This is a genomic window from Chlamydia sp. (assembly GCF_017472245.1).
In the GTDB taxonomy this organism is placed as follows: domain Bacteria; phylum Chlamydiota; class Chlamydiia; order Chlamydiales; family Chlamydiaceae; genus Chlamydia.
This window is the reverse complement of sequence record NZ_JAFUQR010000005.1, coordinates 93,609-110,813: the sequence shown is the minus strand read 5'-3', so window position 1 is coordinate 110,813 and position 17,205 is coordinate 93,609. Positions and strand designations below refer to the sequence as shown.

Below are 17,205 nucleotides of genomic sequence, written 5' to 3'. Positions count from 1 at the left end.
TTAAAAGACTAGAGCTCCTCCTGCATTGATGTAGTGTGAGACAGTAGAAGTAGATACCTCTGCCTGATAGTTCGCGAATAATTTAAGATAAGGGAATTTCAATGCATGAGATCCTCTTCCATAGAAAGAATGTTTGGCTAACGGGGTGTTAGTCGCCATCCAAGATCCATTATTTTTAATTAAAATTGCATTAAGGAGAGGACGTTTCCAATAAAGAGTAGGTTGATAAGCCAGTTCTATTTCCCAAGAGAGTTCTGGCCATGTATTGGAGGAATAAGCTCCTTTGATGCCGATCGGTGAGATCACGTTTGTATGGGCCTGCTCTAAGGTAAATAATCTCGAAAGATCTCCTCTTTCTTGAATGGACGCGGATTCTGTTCTAGAGATTAGAGTTTGAGCAAAGGGAGTCAACGTAATAGATTGGAAAGACATGCTATCCCGTAATTCACAACGAAGAAAACCTCCAAGAGTTGTGGAATGGAATTTTCCTTTTGAAGACTTCGTATCTCCATAAAAACTGTGTATTTCGTGTGTACCGTAGTTGCAAGCTGCTGCTGCAATTAGAGCCATGCGGTCAAATACAGGATGTTCAAAACAGAGAGCTGATAAATAGTAATGAGAAGCAATTGTGTTATTTGTGATGTGCTCCTTCATCGTATCCGAGGATTGAGAGAAGGCAAGTAAGAACTTATGTCCACGGGTTCCCGATAGTTGAGAAGATGCAACGTAGCCTTTTGATGTGGAGGAATAACCATGGTAGTCTAAGCGTTTTTGCTGCTTAGTGAATAGCGTAGCTGCCGTTCCTTGTAAAACGAACCAAGCATCATCTGGTAGTAATGAGCGTAGCTCGATGGTAGTATTTCTTCCAGAATGTACGAGACTATTGGCAATAAGATCTCCTCTACGAACAGGATCTACGATATACCCGATAGGAGTCCAGTTGGCTGTTAAGGTATGTCGTGTCACGGTTACATCTCTTGTAGTGGAGGTAGTTCCTCCTCCTGTAGAAGCATTAACAACAGGCGCTTTAGCTGTCGTAGTACTACTAGGGCTGAAGGTATTACTGGTTTCTTTCTGCTTAGAAATAGGGGACTCGGCAGTAAGTGTTGAAGGATTATTATTAAGAGTAACTGTATAAGTTGTGGTTATCCAAATAGGCGTCCAAAGTCCTTGATAGCCATAATGCGGTAAGGAATACAATGAAGTATTGAGAGTATCTTTCCAGTTAGACGCTAATTGTTGATTATTGGTTGTTTCTATAGATAGGATGGGTTGTTCTGATTTACCTCGGGAGAGATCGACACTATCGTAGACAGATTCATAATTTTCATCGATTAGTGAAAGATCTCCATTGAGAGTGATCATTGGAGTAGTAACACCGCTTGTGTCAGAGGGAGTTTGGTTAGTCCCTGTATTTTGTGTCATATCTTGAGGATTGACACGAATGATAGGCTGGTTATCTTTTGCTTGTAGAACAGCGGGCAGAATGACGCCAAGATTTGTAAGATTGAGTGATCCGCCTTTCCCAACGGTGAGTGTAGCTCCGCTTCCTAAAGCAAGAAGACTCGTATTTTCTTGTGTAAAAGAGACGTTGAACATTTCCAAATGCGCATCATCTTCAATTGCTAACGTTCCGAATTTTAAGGTCGTGGGAGACTCTTTGATATAGTTGTGCTCTTTGTTCATGAGCATGAGCGTTTTCATATCGCTGGATAATTCTTTATATGAGAACACAACGGCGCCAGAAAAATCTGCTGAGGGATTGATAGTAACGGTATGTTGGAGTTGTTGATTGGGGTCGTCTGCTTTAACACGTTCCCATTGGAAAAGGTCATAAAAATAGATATGAGTATCTTTTTTAGCGCCAAGAGAGAGTGTATAGGGAGAGGTTAAATTTGTGGGCCCTTTAGGAATATGGAAAATTTTTCGTATTCCCAAAACCCCGTTGGATTGGAGCTGTGTGTTATTATTGAAAATGATATCACCAGTACCTGTATGGATATAATTGGCTGAGGAAGCTGACTTTAGTAGGTTAATTGCAGCTCCCCAAGTGGCTGAGTTATTCACAAAGTAGATGGGACCGTTCTCTTGGATGTTAATGTTTCGACAATCAATGGCTCCTCCGGCATGTGTCGCAGAATTGCTATCAAAGTAAATAGGCCCTTGGTTGTTTTGTAGAGAAAACTCTTGCTCTACTTGAATGCTTCCCCCATTACTTTTAGGACTAGAGTTATGCCATCCTATAGCACTATTATTAGAAAAAATCAGCTTATCCTTGTTGTTGTTAATGGAACATTCTCGTGCAGAGATTGCTCCGCCCTTCCCCCCTTGATTATAGTTAAAGACTATAGGCCCATAGTTATCATTAATTGAGCAAACACGGGATCTACTGCATATAGCTCCTCCTCTAGCCATGTCCTGAGCATTTGTAGTGGGTATATGGTCGAGTGTGTGGTTGGCTTCGAATAAAATGCCTTTTGTAGTATTCATGATGGCTATTGCACTATCAGCACAGACAGCTCCACCGCAGTCTCCGGAAACATTGTTAATAAAAGAGAGGGTTTTATTTCCAGTTAGACTAATTTGTGTGGCATAGAGGGCTCCACCACGATTTTTTTCGTTTTGACTCGCATTTCCTGTTCCGACGTATTGGGCTCCAGCTGCTGTGTTATTATAAAAAAGCACATCTAGATTATTTATAAACTCAATAGGGCCTGCGGCATGGATAGCTCCCCCACCTTGCTTATGTGTGCAAAAGTTATTGCAAAAGAATAAATTCGCATTATCGGTGGCTGTGAAGGAGGTCATCGCTATATTAAAAGCGCCAGAAGAAGCAGTAGTGCTCATCGCATTAGAAAAGATCTGGGTTTGTGTATTACCCGTAATTGTGCAGCCGCCGCTTCTAGAAATAGTAACATTTTGAGCTGAGACAAAAGGGAGAAGATCAGTGATAAATTCAATATCTCTACCCATAAAAGTAAAGCGCGGAAACTTCAAAGTATCTGTTTCATCAGCTAGCAGGGAACATGCTGATGAAACAGTAAACAAGCTTAGGCAAGTAAAGGATAGAGAAATTCTTCTAGTCATTAGAAATCCGAAGTTATTCTTAGCCTGCAGATAGTGTAATTGATGGATTTTGTAAAGAGAGGATTTTTAAAAATTGAAAACAAAGAATTTGGGAGCGCTTATTGATGTTTAATTACGATTTTTTTATGAAACAAAATAGTTAACCTTATTTTGTCTTTTGTATAATGCAAATGCCTGTTCATAAGTTCTTGCTTTCAGTGGTTCTGTCGTATTCTTTTTGCTGCTTGCCAGGAGCATATGCAGCTGATATTGTAGTCCCTCAAGGGGTTTATGATGGGGATACATTGACGGTATCTTTCCCTTATACAGTGGTAGGTGATCCGAGCGGGACATCGGTTTCTTCTGCAGGCAATTTAACATTAAAAAATCTAGACAACTCCATTGTAGCCCTCCCTTTAAGTTGTTTCGGTAATTTGTCGGGGAATTTCACAGTCGATGGAAAAGGTTATTCGTTAACCTTTGAGAATATACGCACATCTACACATGGAGCAGCCTTGAGTAATAGCGCTGGCACAGGGCTGTTTACTATTGAAGATTTTGGAGAATTATCTTTTTCAAATTGTAATTCTCTGCTCTCCGTATTACCACCTTCAACTGGACAACAATTAACAACTCCCACTCCTTCTGATGGGACGATTTATTCTAAAACCGACCTTCTAATAAGCAACATCAATAAGCTGTCCTTCTATAGTAATCTAGTTTCTGGAAATGGCGGAGCTATAGATGCGAAAAGCTTAATTTTGCGAGGAGTAGGAAAGCTTTGTGCTTTCCAAGAGAATACAGCACAATCTGACGGAGGAGTATGCCGAGTAACTCAGTCTTTCTTGGCTACCAATAACAATGCTCCTATTGTTTTTGTAGCTAATGTTGCAGGAATAAAAGGAGGAGGTATTGCAGCAGTTGTAAATGGTCAAGGAACGGGAACAGGCACAACAAGTCCGTCCGTTCTTTTTTCAGGGAATACTTCTGTAGAATTTGATGGGAATGTTGCTCGTATCGGAGGAGGTATCTACTCAGACGGGGATGTCTCCTTTCTTCAGAATACCAAGACTATTTTTCGCAATAACATAGCGTCTCCGGTCTATATTGATCCTCAGCAGACAGGAGGGCCGACGCAGCAACAAAATGGTCAAGGTTATGGAAATGGAGGGGCTATTTTCTGTAAGAATGATGCGCAGCAAACAGGAACTACTAGTCCTGGAACAGTTTCTTTTCAGGGAGAAGGAGTCGTTTTCTTTAGTAAGAATGTTGCTGCAGGAAAGGGAGGGGCCATCTACGCGAAGAAGCTGACGATTTCCGATTGCGGGCCTGTGCAGTTTTTGGGGAATATCGCCAATGATGGAGGTGCTATTTATTTAGGGGATTCGGGGGAGCTGAGTTTATCTGCTGATCTCGGAGATATCATTTTTGATGGCAATCTAAAAAGAGCTGCGAAGCCAAGTGCTACAACTGCGAATGATGTAGCCGTTTCGTTAAACGCTATCTCTATGGCTGCGGGAGGAACAATCACCGCTTTAAAAGCTGCTGAGGGATATCAGATCCTGTTTAATGACCCTATTGAGATGGCCAATGGACAGACACAACTAACAAAAGCTCTTAAGATTAACGATGGCGAGGGGTATACAGGAGACATTGTTTTTGCCAATGGTAACAACGTGTTATACCAAGATGTGGAACTCTCCCAAGGAAGAGTGATCCTGCGTAATCAGGCAAAACTATCCGTCAACTCCCTAAATCAAACAGGGGGGATTGTATATATGGGAGCTGGGAGTACGCTGGATTTTGTCAATACGCAACAGCAACAACTAACTAAGCTAATCACTCTTTCCAATCTGCATTTGTCCCTCTCTTCTTTATTAGCTAATAATGGGGTGACTAACCCTCCTACCAATCCTCCTGCTCAAACTTCTAAGCCTGCAGTAATAGGGAGTGCAAACGTTGGCTCTGTGACAATCTCCGACCCGATCTTTTTCGAAGATTTAGATAATACTGCTTATGATAATTATGATTGGCTAGGAGCAAATCAGACCATTAATGTCATTCAGTTGCAATCAACCACTCAGCCTCCTCCTGATTTGACTGTAGGGAATGAAAATCCTCAGTATGGGTATCAGGGAACTTGGCAACTTCAGTGGGAGCCTCCTACCGCACAACCTCCACAGAATGGCCCTTATACCTTGAAAGCAACTTGGACAAAAACAGGTTACAATCCAGGCCCTGAGCGAGTAGCGTCTTTAGTTCCTAATAGTCTTTGGGGGTCAATTTTAGATATTCGTTCTGCGCATTCAGCCATTCAAGCAAGTATTGACGGGAGGGCTTATTGTCGTGGGTTATGGATATCTGGAGTTTCCAACTTTTTCTATCATGACAGAGATGCTTTAGGTCAGGGATGGCGGCATATTAGTGGTGGATATTCGATAGGAGCTAACTCCTACTTTGGATCATCAATGTTTGGACTGGCTTTTACAGAAATTTTTGGTAGATCCAAGGATTACGTAGTATGTCGATCAAATGAGCATACGTGTATAGGATCTATTTATCTATCTACGAAACGCGTTTTATGCGGGTCTCGTTTGTTCGGCGATGCATTTATCCGAGCTAGTTATGGATTCGGGAATCAGCATATGAAAACCTCCTACACATTTGCGGAAGAAAGCAGTGTGCGTTGGGATAATAATGGTTTAGTAGGGGAAATCGGAGTTGGGCTTCCTATAATGATTGCTCCCTCCAAGTTGTATTTGAATGAATTGCGTCCCTTTGTACAGGCGGAATTTGCTTATGCTGATCATGAATCTTTCACAGAAAGTGGGGATCAAGCTAGAGACTTTAAGAGCGGACATCTTATGAACTTAGCGGTTCCTATTGGAGTGAAATTTGATCGATGCTCTAGCAAACATCCTAATAAATACAGTTTTATGGGGGCTTATATTTGTGATGCTTATCGATCCATATCCGGAACTAAAACTACGCTTCTTTCTCATAAGGAAACTTGGACTACCGATGCGTTTCATTTAGCAAGACATGGAGCTGTGGTTAGAGGATCCATGTATGCTTCTCTAACGAGCAATATAGAAGTGTATGGCCATGGAAGATATGAGTATCGAGATGACTCTCGGGGTTATGGTTTGAGCGCAGGAAGTAAAGTCCGGTTCTAAAAATATTGATTAGATAAAAAGTGTTAGTCATGCCTTTTTCTTTAAGATCCACATCGTTTTGTTTTTTAGCGTGTTTGTGTTCCTATTCGTATGGATTAGCGAGTTCTCCGCAGGTGTTGATGCCTAACGTCACTTTTCCTTTTCAAGGGGACGATATTTATCTAAGTGGGGACTGCACTTTTACTAATGTCTATGCAGGTGCGGAGCAAGGCTCTATCATTTCTTCTAACAGTAATGGGGGAAATCTAACCGTTACGGGGAATCATCATCTCTTGTCGTTTACAGGCTCACAGGGGCCGGTTCTTCCAGATTATGCTTTTATTTCTGCAGAGGAAACGCTCACCTTAAAAGATTTTTCTAATCTTGAGTTCTCGAAAAACATTTCTTATGGAGAAAAAGGAATGATTTCAGGGAAAACAGTGAGTATCATAGGAAGTGATCGGGTTATTTTCTGGGATAACTCGGCCGGGTATTCTCCATTATCGACTACAGGACAAACGCCTCCCTCCCCTTCTGCACCTACTACAAGTGATGCTTTGAAAGGCTCCATTTTTTCTGTTGAAACAAGTTTGGAGATCTCTGGAATCAACAAAGAGGTCACTTTTGATAATAATGTAGGAAATTTCGGTGCCGTCTTTCATAGTAGTAGCACTTCAGTAGATGTGAGTTTTACAGTCAAGGATTGTAAAGGAAAAATTTCTTTCACAGATAACGTAGCCTCATTTGGAGGCGGAGTGGTTTATAAAGGAAACGTTTTTTTCCAAGGTAATGCAGGCGAGATGCTTTTCCGAGGGAATACAGCTTACGATAATCTAGGTGTTACTAATAACCAAACACAACCGTCTACGGATGGTGGTGGGGGAGGCGTTATTTGTACTCCAGAAAAAACTGTGACTTTTGAAGACAACACAGGGCCGATCACCTTTGATTATAATTTTGCGAAAGGTCGGGGAGGAAGTATTCTAGCCCAGACATTCTCCCTAGTCGCAGGTAATTCTGTGACCTTCAATGATAATACAGCAGAAAAAGGGGGAGGAGCTATTTACGCTCCCACGATTACTATTAGCACGAATGGAGGAGATATTTTTTTTAAAAGAAATAGAGCTGCTGAAGGAGGCGCTATTTGTGTGAGTGAGCTTACTGGTACTAGTGCTAGCGGTAATAATGGACTGCTCGTTTTAAGTGCTAATGATGGTGACATTGTGTTCTTAGGGAATATGACTAGCGATCGTCCGGGAGAGCGTAATGCGATTAGAGTCTTAAGTAATACAACAACTGTCTCCTTGAATGCTTCAGGCTTATCGAAAATTATCTTTTATGATCCTGTAGTGCAAAACAATCCTGCAACACAGCCTCAACCACCTGCTCCCGCCGCGTCAGGTACAGTTACGATTAACGAATCGGGAAATGGGTCGGTTGTATTTACTGCTGAGTCATTGACGCCTTCAGAAAGACTCAATGTTATAAATGCGACTTCGAATTTTCCTGGGGCTTTGACAGTATCAGGGGGAGAGCTCGTTGTAACAAAAGGAGCAACGGTCACAACTGGAACTATTACAGCAACAGCTGGACGAGTGACTTTAGGATCAGGAGCTTCTCTATCTGCTGTGGCAGGAGGAGGATCTTCTAGTACTTGTACGGTGTCTAAATTAGGGATTGATTTAGCCTCTTTTCTCACTCCTAATTACGAGACGGCGATTTTGGGTGCAGATACAACAGTAACGGTTAATAGTACCCCCACTTTGGATTTGGTGATAGAAGATCAAGCAGAGGTATACGATAATCCTCTGTTTATGAATGCGCTTACGATTCCTTTTGTAACGCTAACTTCTAACAATAACAATAATATCACAAAAGATGATGTCACGATTAACAATGCCGATGCTGCGCATTATGGATATCAGGGATCCTGGTCTGCAGACTGGACAAAACCTCCTTTAGCTCCTGATCCCAACGGTATGGTACCTCTTAATGTGAATAATACTCTTTATGTGACTTGGAGACCCGCTAGTAACTACGGAACATATCTTTTGGATCCTCAAAGAAAAGGAGAGTTAGTCCCGAACTCTATTTGGGTGTCAGGGTCGGCATTAAGGACTTTTACCAATGGATTGAAGGAGAATTACGTTTCTCGAGATACTGGGTTAGTTACGTCTATTCAGGCTCTTGGCGATTATATTCTTAATTATGCAAGAGATGATCGAGATGGATTTCTGGCTAGGTACGGGGGATTTCAAGCCATTGCTGCTTCTCATTATGAAAACGGGGGCATATTTGGTATCGCTTTTGGGCAGCTTTATGGGCAAACAAAGAGTCGGTTATACCAATCTAAAGATGCAGGAAATATTACGATGTTATCCTGCTTTGGACGGAGTTATATCGATATTAAGGGAACAGAAACGGTTGTGTACTGGGAGACCGCCTATGGATATTCTACTCATAGGATGCATACTCAGTATTTGAATACAGTCACGCAAAAATTTGATCACTCGAAATGTCGTTGGCATAATAATAACTATTATGCGTTCATTGGTGCAGAACATAACTTTTTTGAGTATTGCATTCCTACGCGTCAGATAGCTAGAGACTATGATCTTACAGGATTTGTGCGTTTTGAGATGGCAGGAGGGTGGTCGAGTACTACCAGTGAGACCGGTGCTCTCATTCGACATTTTGATCGAGGATCAGGGCATAACATGTCTCTTCCTATAGGAGTTGTAGCACATGCGATTTCTCATGTAAGAAGATCTCCGCCTTCTAAACTGACTATTAATATGGGATATAGACCGGATATTTGGCGGGTTACTCCACATTGTAATATAGAAATTATTGCTAATGGAGTGAAGACGCCTATACAAGGATCTCCGCTAGCTCGCCATGCTTTCTTCTTAGAAGTTCATGATACTTTGTATATCCATCATCTAGGGAGAGCTTACATGAACTATTCTTTGGATGCTCGTCATCGGCAAACTACGCATTTTGTATCTTTAGGATTGAATCGTATTTTTTAATGTCGTTCTTTAGCCCAGGGCATTATCACTCTGGGCTCTCTGTTTTGTTTCTAGTCGCTGTTTGTTTCGATCTTGATATTGTTTTCAGACTAAAAAGTTTTTTTCCAGGGACCTTGTATTGAGGGGAAGAAGAGATTCTTAGCCATAGAGCAAAGATGCCCAATCCATCTATTACTATTATAGAATTTTTTTGATTTTATCTTGTCTTGAAAAACAAAAGTTTATAATCAATTATTATTTTTAATAATAAAAATTACTTCTTCTTTCGGATAAAACACTTCTGATTTTGATAAAACAAGAGTGTATTTATGGTTTATCCGTCGAACAATTGTTGCTTAAATGCTCAACTACTCACCCAGACTATTGAAGAACCTAATCCTTTAGTAGAAGCTGTGGAGAGTGCTGTAAAAGTGTGTTTGGAAGCAGCAAGGTATACGGAGAGAGCTAAAATTTATAATAAGAAAAAAACTAGTTGCACTGTGAGCTGTTGGAAAAGAATAAAACGGTTCTTTTGTTGCTGTTGTGCAGCAAATAATGAAGAAGGTAGAACAGGTCTTTCTGTATGGATGCAACAACATGTACGTTCCCACGGAGTATTAGTGGTAGGATATGCTGTACACAGATCTGGGCTAGATTGGGAGAAAATCCTTGCAGGGCGGGAAACTCCTTTCTCCTGGGGAGGAGAAGTGCTTAAATCGTGATTTAGAAACAGCAGCGCAGGATTTAGTAAAACTCATGCTACAGTATTGGGGGGGGGAGGTTTCCCCGGTTATGGAAATTTTGGAGGACAATTTCCTCCAGAAATGCAAGACGAAATTTTTGCAAAATATAGAGACTCAGTGGGCATAACCGATCTTGCGGACGTCGTAGCTTTGAAGCATTTCCGTAAGGGAACATAGAGAAAAAATGAAAAGCCTTAGAGAAGATCTCTAAGACTTTCCACCAGGACCCAAACACCAAAGTTCGGAAAAGGAGACTAGAACCTGTAAGTAGCCCCAAGATCAAGGGAGTAACTATGACTTTGCCCACGCAGCATACAAGACGCATTTAATAGCGTCTGGAATCTGTACAAGGATCGCTGATTCGTGAGTTGGAACACCCAAGCCCGAGAATCTAAGTTAGCCATAGGAGCTGCCCATGAGACGGCATTCTTGAGTAACGTTACAGGTCCTGATTCCGCACTACGTTTCAGGTCCTGAATATAGGCTCCTAGAAAATGATAATAATTTCGCGTTCTTTGAGATTTTTTTTCAAAGGTTATTCCTATTGGAAGCGAAATATTTTTGAAAGAACTTTCAGAAAAGGATCGAGCTTCTCCTAAAGATTCTTCAAACCCATCTTGTTTCCCAGAGAATCCTTGTAGTTTAGAGAAAATGGAGAAAGAGCCGAAAAGCCCTGATCCGTTGGATACGATAGGAATCCATGCGCAAATTTCTCCCGAAACAGCAACGCTATGCCATGCCCCGGAGCCTTCTTTAGAGAAAGATTTGTACTTTGTTTTGAGCTCGTGGACACTTTCATCATAACAGGCTTGCGCAGAAATTTTCATTAAGGGGATAGCTAATTGTGCTTGTACAGCTGCTATATAGGATATTGTTTCTGCGGATGTTATGAAAGAATCTGCAGATTTCCCAAGAAGCTGTCCTGCAGCTAAACAGAAAGAGTGATCATCGAGACTATGGGTACTGATACCAAAAAGATAGCCTAGACTTCTGTGATGCCAATTGTCTGCAGATTTCCCAGAATGATCGTGAGCATAGAATAGATTAGAAACAGCGGATCCCCAGGTACCGAATAAATAAGCGCATCCGTGAGCCGTGGTATTTATGATCGATTGCACGGCTTGCATGTCAGAATATGTATTCCAAAGCGTATTAGCAACTAGACGAGATCGACGTTCTGGGTGCGGTATGTAGTCTTTAGCGGTCCAATCAGCAACTAAAGTCTGCCCTTGTTCAGAATCTTGCCAAGAAAAATGCCACTCTCCCTGATAACCAAATGGAGAGGAAAGATTCCCATTAGGAAGATTTGGACGTGTTTGACCTTTAGAGACAGTAAGGAGAGGGATCCCTTTTTGATCTTTGCTTAATAAAGCTACGTTCTCATAAAAATTTTCGTCTCCAGAATTGGATAAGAAGATTTTCTGGATAGAAAGATCCGGAGCGTGGATAGAAACGCTATTTTCATGATCAAGAGAATGGAGAGGGATGCTTAATACAGTTAATTTCAAATCTTCAGAAGAGGTTAACGTCGTCCCAGCATCCATTACTAAGAGACTTTTGGGATCTTGAGAAAAGGATGGCACAGAGAGTGCAGCTCGATCTTTTAAAACTAAGCGGCCAGACTTAAGTTCAATTGGCTGCTGTAGCTGAGAAGTAAGATTGATGTCTTTTTTCTCTTCGGGAGAAAGTTTCTCACTAGAAAAGATCACCGAACAGTTGGGGGTGGTTTGGATGACTAAAGAAGGTAACGAAGTTGGGGTATCTTGAGTTAAAGCAGATAGTAAAGATGTGCTACTCGTAGATTCTTGTATGATAGGATCAAAGAAAAGAATGTCCCCGTTTCGAGCCTCTAAAGAAGAGAGAACAGCATCTTTTTCTAAGTAGATGGAATTTCTTCTTACCGAGTTCTGATTGGAATCATGACAGTAGTTGTTTTGAAAGAGAACAGAGCCCACCCCTGCAATGATGGATAGGCTACCTCCAGATTGGATGGCAATAGCTCCTCCCGTTTTAGCGCTATTATTCACGAAGGAAACAGGCCCATTATGATGCACAGTGACATGTTTTGCATAGATAGCGCCTCCTTTCTCTTTAGCAGAGTTTCCAGAGAAAATAGTTTCTTGGTTACATGCTAGGGAGAGAGAGCTTTCTTCTGAAGAATTTTGTTCTTGAATACAACAAATAGCCCCTCCATTCACGGCTGAGTTATTGGTAAAGAAAAGGGGGTTAACGTTTCCTGCGCATACCAAATTTTGGCAATAAATAGCTCCTCCATTCAAGCTTGCTCGGTTACGAGCAAAAGAAATAGGGGAGACGTTTCTAGATAAGGAAAAAGTTTGAGCCTGAATAGCTCCACCATTTTTCATTGAAGAGTTTTCTTCAAAAGTTGTGAAAAGATAATTGTGCTGAACAAACAGTGTATCCGCAGAAATAGTCCCCCCAGACCCTTCAGCATGATTACGGAAGAAACTCATGCTTCCATTATTTGTTAAAAGTAACCGGCCATTTTTCTGATGAAAAAGAGTAGGGGAATCTTCCTTGGAAGAAGAACAATCCATGAAAGAAAGGCAACGGAAGTTTTGAAGAGAAAGGTCGCCTGTTTCCTTACGAAGAAGCTCATCGTTGGTTAAAGTCTGGAGATTGGAAACACACCAATTGTGAGTATTCCCTAATAGGTATAACGGATCCTCCTGCCGTGCAAGGGAGTCTAGAGAAGAGGAGTGGCTTTCCATAGTCCAATCTTCAAGAAACGAACAGACAACGCTATTAGGATTTTTGGTAAGGAGCGTTTTTTCATCTAAAGGATCTTGGCCGAAGAGGATGACTGTGGGAGATAGAGCGGCAGCGCATAGGCAACAGAAATTCACATAATTAGATCGCATAGGTTACCCGAAGAGTCTAAAAAGAGAGGTTATGACAAAAAAAAGCAATAATTTACAGACTTTTTCCTCAAAAAGGCTTTCTTTAAAAAAGAACCTAATTTCCGTAACATTAAAACTTTGTTTTTATTAGAGTGTTTTTTATTAGAAAAACGGTTTTATTATCGATTTTTTATAACTTTTATTTTTAAAATTAAAAATAAGTTTATTGTTTAGTTTTTTAGTGTGGTTGCTATGAGCGTTGGGGGAGTGGGCGGTAATAATAATCGATTCCCTTCTCATCATGGAGATGGGATAGACGATGCCATAAATAGTCAGAGTGGGGATGGACGTATTTCGTCGGGTAACGGAAATTCCTCAGACTCTACGAGTGGGAAAATAAACAAAAAGGTCACCTCTTCTTTATATGCAGTGCCTAATAAGGGGAGAAAGACTAGCGATCGAGAGGAGTCTCCTTATTCGGTAGTCGATGTGAGTGGCATGATGGGGAGCGATGATGCTGTGGAGAACCAAGAGCACGTAGAGGGTACTTCTGCGCGTTCTCCAGGAATGTTTTCTCGTTTGCGAGCAGGACTGAATCGAGTTGGTCAAGCCGTTAGTAGAGCAGTAGCCTCTATTTTCCCTAGTAGACCAGGAAGATCTTCACAAAGAACGCACCCTACTCGTAGCAGCTATTCTCCATCAGCTGCGAGAGGGTTGCGCCTTATGTTCGTAGATTTTTGGAAGTATCGGGTGTTGCGACAAAAGCCAGAGATGATGGGGGCTTTCGCCGATCTTAATGCAAGTGATGCAGAAGGTATGGCAGCTTACACCAAGGAATACGCAGATCGTTTGGAAGATTTAGGTTTGGGGACTCAGGAAAGTAGAATAGCTTGTCGTGGTGTAGCTGATAAGTGGAGTAGAAGAGCAAGAGATTTACGAGATAAGGAAGCAGCTAAAGCCCTTATAAAGAATCCTTTTGGAAGAAGTAAGAAGGAAGGTTCAACAAATGATTCGATAGAGGAGGTTGCGAGTAGGTCCACATTTTATGATAATTTGGGAATGGATTCTGTTTCGGATCAAGAACTTACTCATGAAATCCAAGAAGGTACTCGCGCACAAGCTGCCTTGCAAGATGTTTCGCCGCAGTTAAGTGGTTTAGGAGAACGGCTTATACGGTTACAAGAAGCTTGTGATGCTGCTAGTAAGACTATAGAAGAATCTGGTTGGACAAGAGAAGCTGCATTAGAAGAATCGGCAAAAGAGAAGAAGCCTTCACTAGTACAAGAAGCTTTTCGACGATTTGTAAATGAAGGTAGAAATTTAGAGCTTTCTTTTGGAAGTCTTGGAGATTTGACTCGAGATATAGCAGGTAGAGTATCCAGAGGTTTTGTTGCTGCAGGAACAGCTCTTCGACGTTGTTGTAAATGTCGGGAAGGGACTGTGTATTCCGAAAAAGGTGATCTAACACCAGATGGTAAAAATTTAGCAGGAGCGTTAGCAGATTTCGCCAATGAATCGGGGATATCCCGTGATCCTGAAGGAAATTATAATGTTCCTTTTGCAGCCGCTTGGGAGGGTGGAGTACCGAACATAGAAGGAGATGGTTCCGACGCTGTTTATGAAGTGATGATGTCTTTAGAGGGGCCAGGCTTAGTAGATCCCGATCATTATGCAAGCCCACGTACTAATGACTATGATATTCCGAGAAATGTTCTCCCTGTTCCTCCACAGATACCTTCTCGTGAACAGCTTCGAAATTTAAATGTGACCAACGGCTTCCGTGATATGGTTATGGCAAGCTTCGTAGCGGGGATGTATAACTACGTTATTACTCAGCCGGAAGACCGGATTCCGAATACGGAAGAAGTACGAGCAATTCTAGAAGATATGTTCCGAAATGGCTCACGAGATCTTCAAGAAATCTTGCGGCGATACGACAGAGAGATCAACAATTCTGAAGATTAGAGACTTCTTGCCTAGAAGAGAAAACAATAACAAACACTACAAACCTGCAGGTAAACTGTGGGCTTGTAGTGTTTGTCAAAGGAAAGAAACACAGGCCTCCAAGATTATACAGTCCACCAGGACAGTACAATTTTGAAGGTTTTTTACTCTCTATCCATGTGGTGATGACACCCTTCCTTAGGAGAGCAACAATCCTTATGATGTTTTTTGAAGGAACAGCTAAAAAAGCCCATAAGAGAGATGATTCCCGCGATTCCTGTTACCACATAGGCAGCTTGCGTTAGCATGGTGCCTTCACCAAGCAAGTGGGCAATAACATTTACTTTATAGCCCGTTACCCCTAAAACCCCTGCATTTAAAGCTCCAAGAACAACAATAAAGGAGGACAAGCCCCGACAAACTTTACAAAGCATGACGTTTCTCCAACGTAGATGTGTACTTACCCCCGACTTTTAATCTTTTTTACAATTTAATAAAGCCTTTTTTTGTTCTCTCTATTCAAGTAGTCTTTTTTTTCAGCAAAAGACGCTTCAGTAAGAGTGTTTTTGGTGTAAAAAAGTACGAAGGATTTTATTCTGTATAAGATCATGATAGACCATGTTTAGGATGAAAGATGACACAGTCATATGTAAATAAAGAAGAAATTATCTCTTTAGCGAAAAATGCAGCATTGGAGTTAGATGATGCTCACGTGGAAGAACTTGTGGCATCTATGAATGATGTCGTTGCTTTAATGCAAGAAGTGATTGCAATGGACATTACTCATATTATCCTTGAAGCTACGGTGCATCATTTCGTTGGTCCAGAAGATCTTCGAGAGGACATGGTAACCTCAGATTTTACTCGAGAAGAGTTTTTAGTTAATGTCCCTATGTCTTTGGGTGGATTAGTCAAAGTCCCTACAGTTATCAAATAGGTGAAATCGCTATGTATCGTAAAAGTGCTTTAGAGTTAAGAGATGCTGTAGTGAATAGAGAAATTTCTGCTACAGCGATAACAGAGTATTTTTATCATCGTATAGAAAGTCATGATGAGCGAATAGGAGCTTTTCTCTCTCTTTGTAAAGAGAGAGCTTTACTGAGAGCTTCACGAATCGATGATAAAATAGCAAATGGAGATCCAATAGGAATATTAGCGGGGGTTCCCATTGGAGTTAAAGATAATATCCATATCACAGGAGTGAAAACGACTTGTGCTTCAAAAATGCTGGAAAATTTTGTTGCTCCTTTTGATGCCACAGTAGTCAGACGTATTGAGATGGAAGATGGTATTTTACTGGGTAAATTGAACATGGATGAATTTGCCATGGGATCTACAACCCGATACTCTGCTTTTCAACAAACCAATAATCCTTGGGACTTAGAGCGTGTTCCTGGAGGATCTTCTGGGGGATCAGCTGCTGCTGTTTCTGCAAGGTTTTGCCCTATAGCATTAGGTTCCGATACAGGAGGATCCATTCGTCAGCCTGCAGCTTTTTGTGGGGTTGTTGGATTTAAACCTTCCTATGGTGCAGTTTCTCGCTATGGGCTGGTTGCTTTCGGGTCTTCCTTGGATCAGATTGGTCCACTGACAACAGTTGTTGAAGATGTTGCTTTAGCAATGGATGCCTTTGCAGGCAGGGACGTCAAAGATGCGACTTCAAGAGATTTTTTCAAAGGAACTTTTTCTAAAGCACTGTCACTAGAAGTGCCTAAATTGATTGGAGTTCCTAGAGGATTTTTAGAAGGACTTCAGGAAGATTGTAAAGAAAACTTTTTCGAAGCTCTTGCTGTTATGGAGCATCAAGGTAGTCGCATTGTTGATGTAGATCTCAGTGTTTTGAAGCATGCAGTGCCAGTGTATTACATCGTTGCTTCGGCAGAAGCTGCTACAAATTTAGCACGTTTCGATGGGGTTCGTTATGGTCATCGTTGTACCCATGTTGACAACATGCAAGAGATGTATGCGCGTTCTCGAAAAGAAGGTTTTGGAAAGGAGGTGACTCGTCGGATTCTTTTAGGAAATTATGTCCTTTCTGCAGAAAGACAGAATATCTTCTATAAAAAAGGGACTGCAGTTCGAGCTCGTTTAATAGAGGCTTTCCAAGCTGCTTTTGAACGTTGTGATGTGATTGCAATGCCTGTATGTGTTTCACCGGCTATTAAAGACACGGATGTATTAGATCCTGTTTCTCTGTATTTACAAGACATCTATACCGTCGCAGTCAACTTAGCTTATTTACCTGCGATTGCTGTTCCTTCCGGACTTTCTAAAGAAGGTCTTCCTTTGGGTGTTCAATTTATTGGTCAAAGGGGAGCGGATCAGCAGATTTGTCAAGTGGGTTATAGTTTCCAGGAACACTCGCGAATCAAGCGGTTATATCCTAAAGCAGTGAACGGACTTTTTGACGGAGGAATAGAATAAG

Annotated in this window: 9 protein-coding genes; 6 read left to right on the top strand and 3 right to left on the bottom strand. The window is 41.4% G+C overall.

The genetic code is table 11. From position 1 onward, the window contains the following. Positions 1 to 3,087 (bottom strand): polymorphic outer membrane protein middle domain-containing protein, encoded by a 3,087-nt coding sequence (locus tag IJ490_RS01540; RefSeq protein WP_291892255.1) that lies wholly within the window; start codon positions 3,085 to 3,087, stop codon positions 1 to 3. A 164-nt stretch (positions 3,088 to 3,251) separates the two neighbouring features. On the opposite strand from IJ490_RS01540, the gene IJ490_RS01535 reads away from it, so the two are divergent. The 3 genes from IJ490_RS01535 to IJ490_RS01525 all read left to right on the top strand — a co-directional run bounded on the left by IJ490_RS01535 (position 3,252) and on the right by IJ490_RS01525 (position 9,954). Further along, positions 3,252 to 6,242 carry a polymorphic outer membrane protein middle domain-containing protein gene (locus IJ490_RS01535; RefSeq protein WP_291892252.1) on the top strand — a complete coding sequence of 997 codons (2,991 nt, stop codon included), beginning with the start codon at positions 3,252 to 3,254 and terminating at the stop codon, positions 6,240 to 6,242. A gap of 29 nt (positions 6,243 to 6,271) precedes the next feature. Next, positions 6,272 to 9,253 carry a polymorphic outer membrane protein middle domain-containing protein gene (locus IJ490_RS01530; protein ID WP_291892249.1) on the top strand — a complete coding sequence of 994 codons (2,982 nt, stop codon included), beginning with the start codon at positions 6,272 to 6,274 and terminating at the stop codon, positions 9,251 to 9,253. A gap of 308 nt (positions 9,254 to 9,561) precedes the next feature. Beyond that, complete coding sequence (locus tag IJ490_RS01525) at positions 9,562 to 9,954, top strand: hypothetical protein (RefSeq protein WP_291892246.1); 393 nt, start codon at positions 9,562 to 9,564, stop codon at positions 9,952 to 9,954. Positions 9,955 to 10,229: 275 nt separating this feature from the next. Here the strand turns inward: IJ490_RS01525 and IJ490_RS01520 are convergent, their stop codons facing one another. Then, a complete protein-coding gene (locus IJ490_RS01520) occupies positions 10,230 to 12,857 on the bottom strand; it encodes a polymorphic outer membrane protein middle domain-containing protein (protein ID WP_291892243.1) in 2,628 nt (875 codons plus the stop codon). A 231-nt stretch (positions 12,858 to 13,088) separates the two neighbouring features. Here IJ490_RS01520 and IJ490_RS01515 point away from each other — a divergent pair, with 231 nt between their 5' ends. Further along, positions 13,089 to 14,801 (top strand): hypothetical protein, encoded by a 1,713-nt coding sequence (locus tag IJ490_RS01515; RefSeq protein WP_291892240.1) that lies wholly within the window; start codon positions 13,089 to 13,091, stop codon positions 14,799 to 14,801. A 143-nt stretch (positions 14,802 to 14,944) separates the two neighbouring features. On the opposite strand, the gene IJ490_RS01510 is transcribed toward IJ490_RS01515, so the two are convergent. Further along, the gene (locus IJ490_RS01510; RefSeq protein ID WP_291892235.1) at positions 14,945 to 15,214 is read right to left on the bottom strand and encodes a DUF378 domain-containing protein; all 270 of its coding nucleotides are present in this window, start codon (positions 15,212 to 15,214) and stop codon (positions 14,945 to 14,947) included. Between the two features lie 200 nt (positions 15,215 to 15,414). Between IJ490_RS01510 and gatC the strand changes: the two genes are divergently transcribed. Beyond that, positions 15,415 to 15,717 carry an Asp-tRNA(Asn)/Glu-tRNA(Gln) amidotransferase subunit GatC gene (gene gatC / locus IJ490_RS01505; RefSeq protein ID WP_291892233.1) on the top strand — a complete coding sequence of 101 codons (303 nt, stop codon included), beginning with the start codon at positions 15,415 to 15,417 and terminating at the stop codon, positions 15,715 to 15,717. An 11-nt stretch (positions 15,718 to 15,728) separates the two neighbouring features. Continuing rightward, positions 15,729 to 17,204 (top strand): Asp-tRNA(Asn)/Glu-tRNA(Gln) amidotransferase subunit GatA, encoded by a 1,476-nt coding sequence (gene gatA, locus IJ490_RS01500; RefSeq protein ID WP_291892230.1) that lies wholly within the window; start codon positions 15,729 to 15,731, stop codon positions 17,202 to 17,204. Position 17,205: the final 1 nt, after the last annotated feature.

Excerpts from the sequence above, each read along its gene's own strand:
- IJ490_RS01540 (WP_291892255.1), bottom strand. The coding sequence starts at position 3,087 with ATGACTAGAAGAATTTCTCTATCCTTTACTTGCCTAAGCTTGTTTACT.
- IJ490_RS01535 (WP_291892252.1), top strand. The coding sequence starts at position 3,252 with ATGCAAATGCCTGTTCATAAGTTCTTGCTTTCAGTGGTTCTGTCGTAT.
- IJ490_RS01530 (WP_291892249.1), top strand. The coding sequence starts at position 6,272 with ATGCCTTTTTCTTTAAGATCCACATCGTTTTGTTTTTTAGCGTGTTTG.
- IJ490_RS01525 (WP_291892246.1), top strand. The coding sequence starts at position 9,562 with ATGGTTTATCCGTCGAACAATTGTTGCTTAAATGCTCAACTACTCACC.
- IJ490_RS01520 (WP_291892243.1), bottom strand. The coding sequence starts at position 12,857 with ATGCGATCTAATTATGTGAATTTCTGTTGCCTATGCGCTGCCGCTCTA.
- IJ490_RS01515 (WP_291892240.1), top strand. The coding sequence starts at position 13,089 with ATGAGCGTTGGGGGAGTGGGCGGTAATAATAATCGATTCCCTTCTCAT.
- IJ490_RS01510 (WP_291892235.1), bottom strand. The coding sequence starts at position 15,214 with ATGCTTTGTAAAGTTTGTCGGGGCTTGTCCTCCTTTATTGTTGTTCTT.
- gatC (WP_291892233.1), top strand. The coding sequence starts at position 15,415 with ATGACACAGTCATATGTAAATAAAGAAGAAATTATCTCTTTAGCGAAA.
- gatA (WP_291892230.1), top strand. The coding sequence starts at position 15,729 with ATGTATCGTAAAAGTGCTTTAGAGTTAAGAGATGCTGTAGTGAATAGA.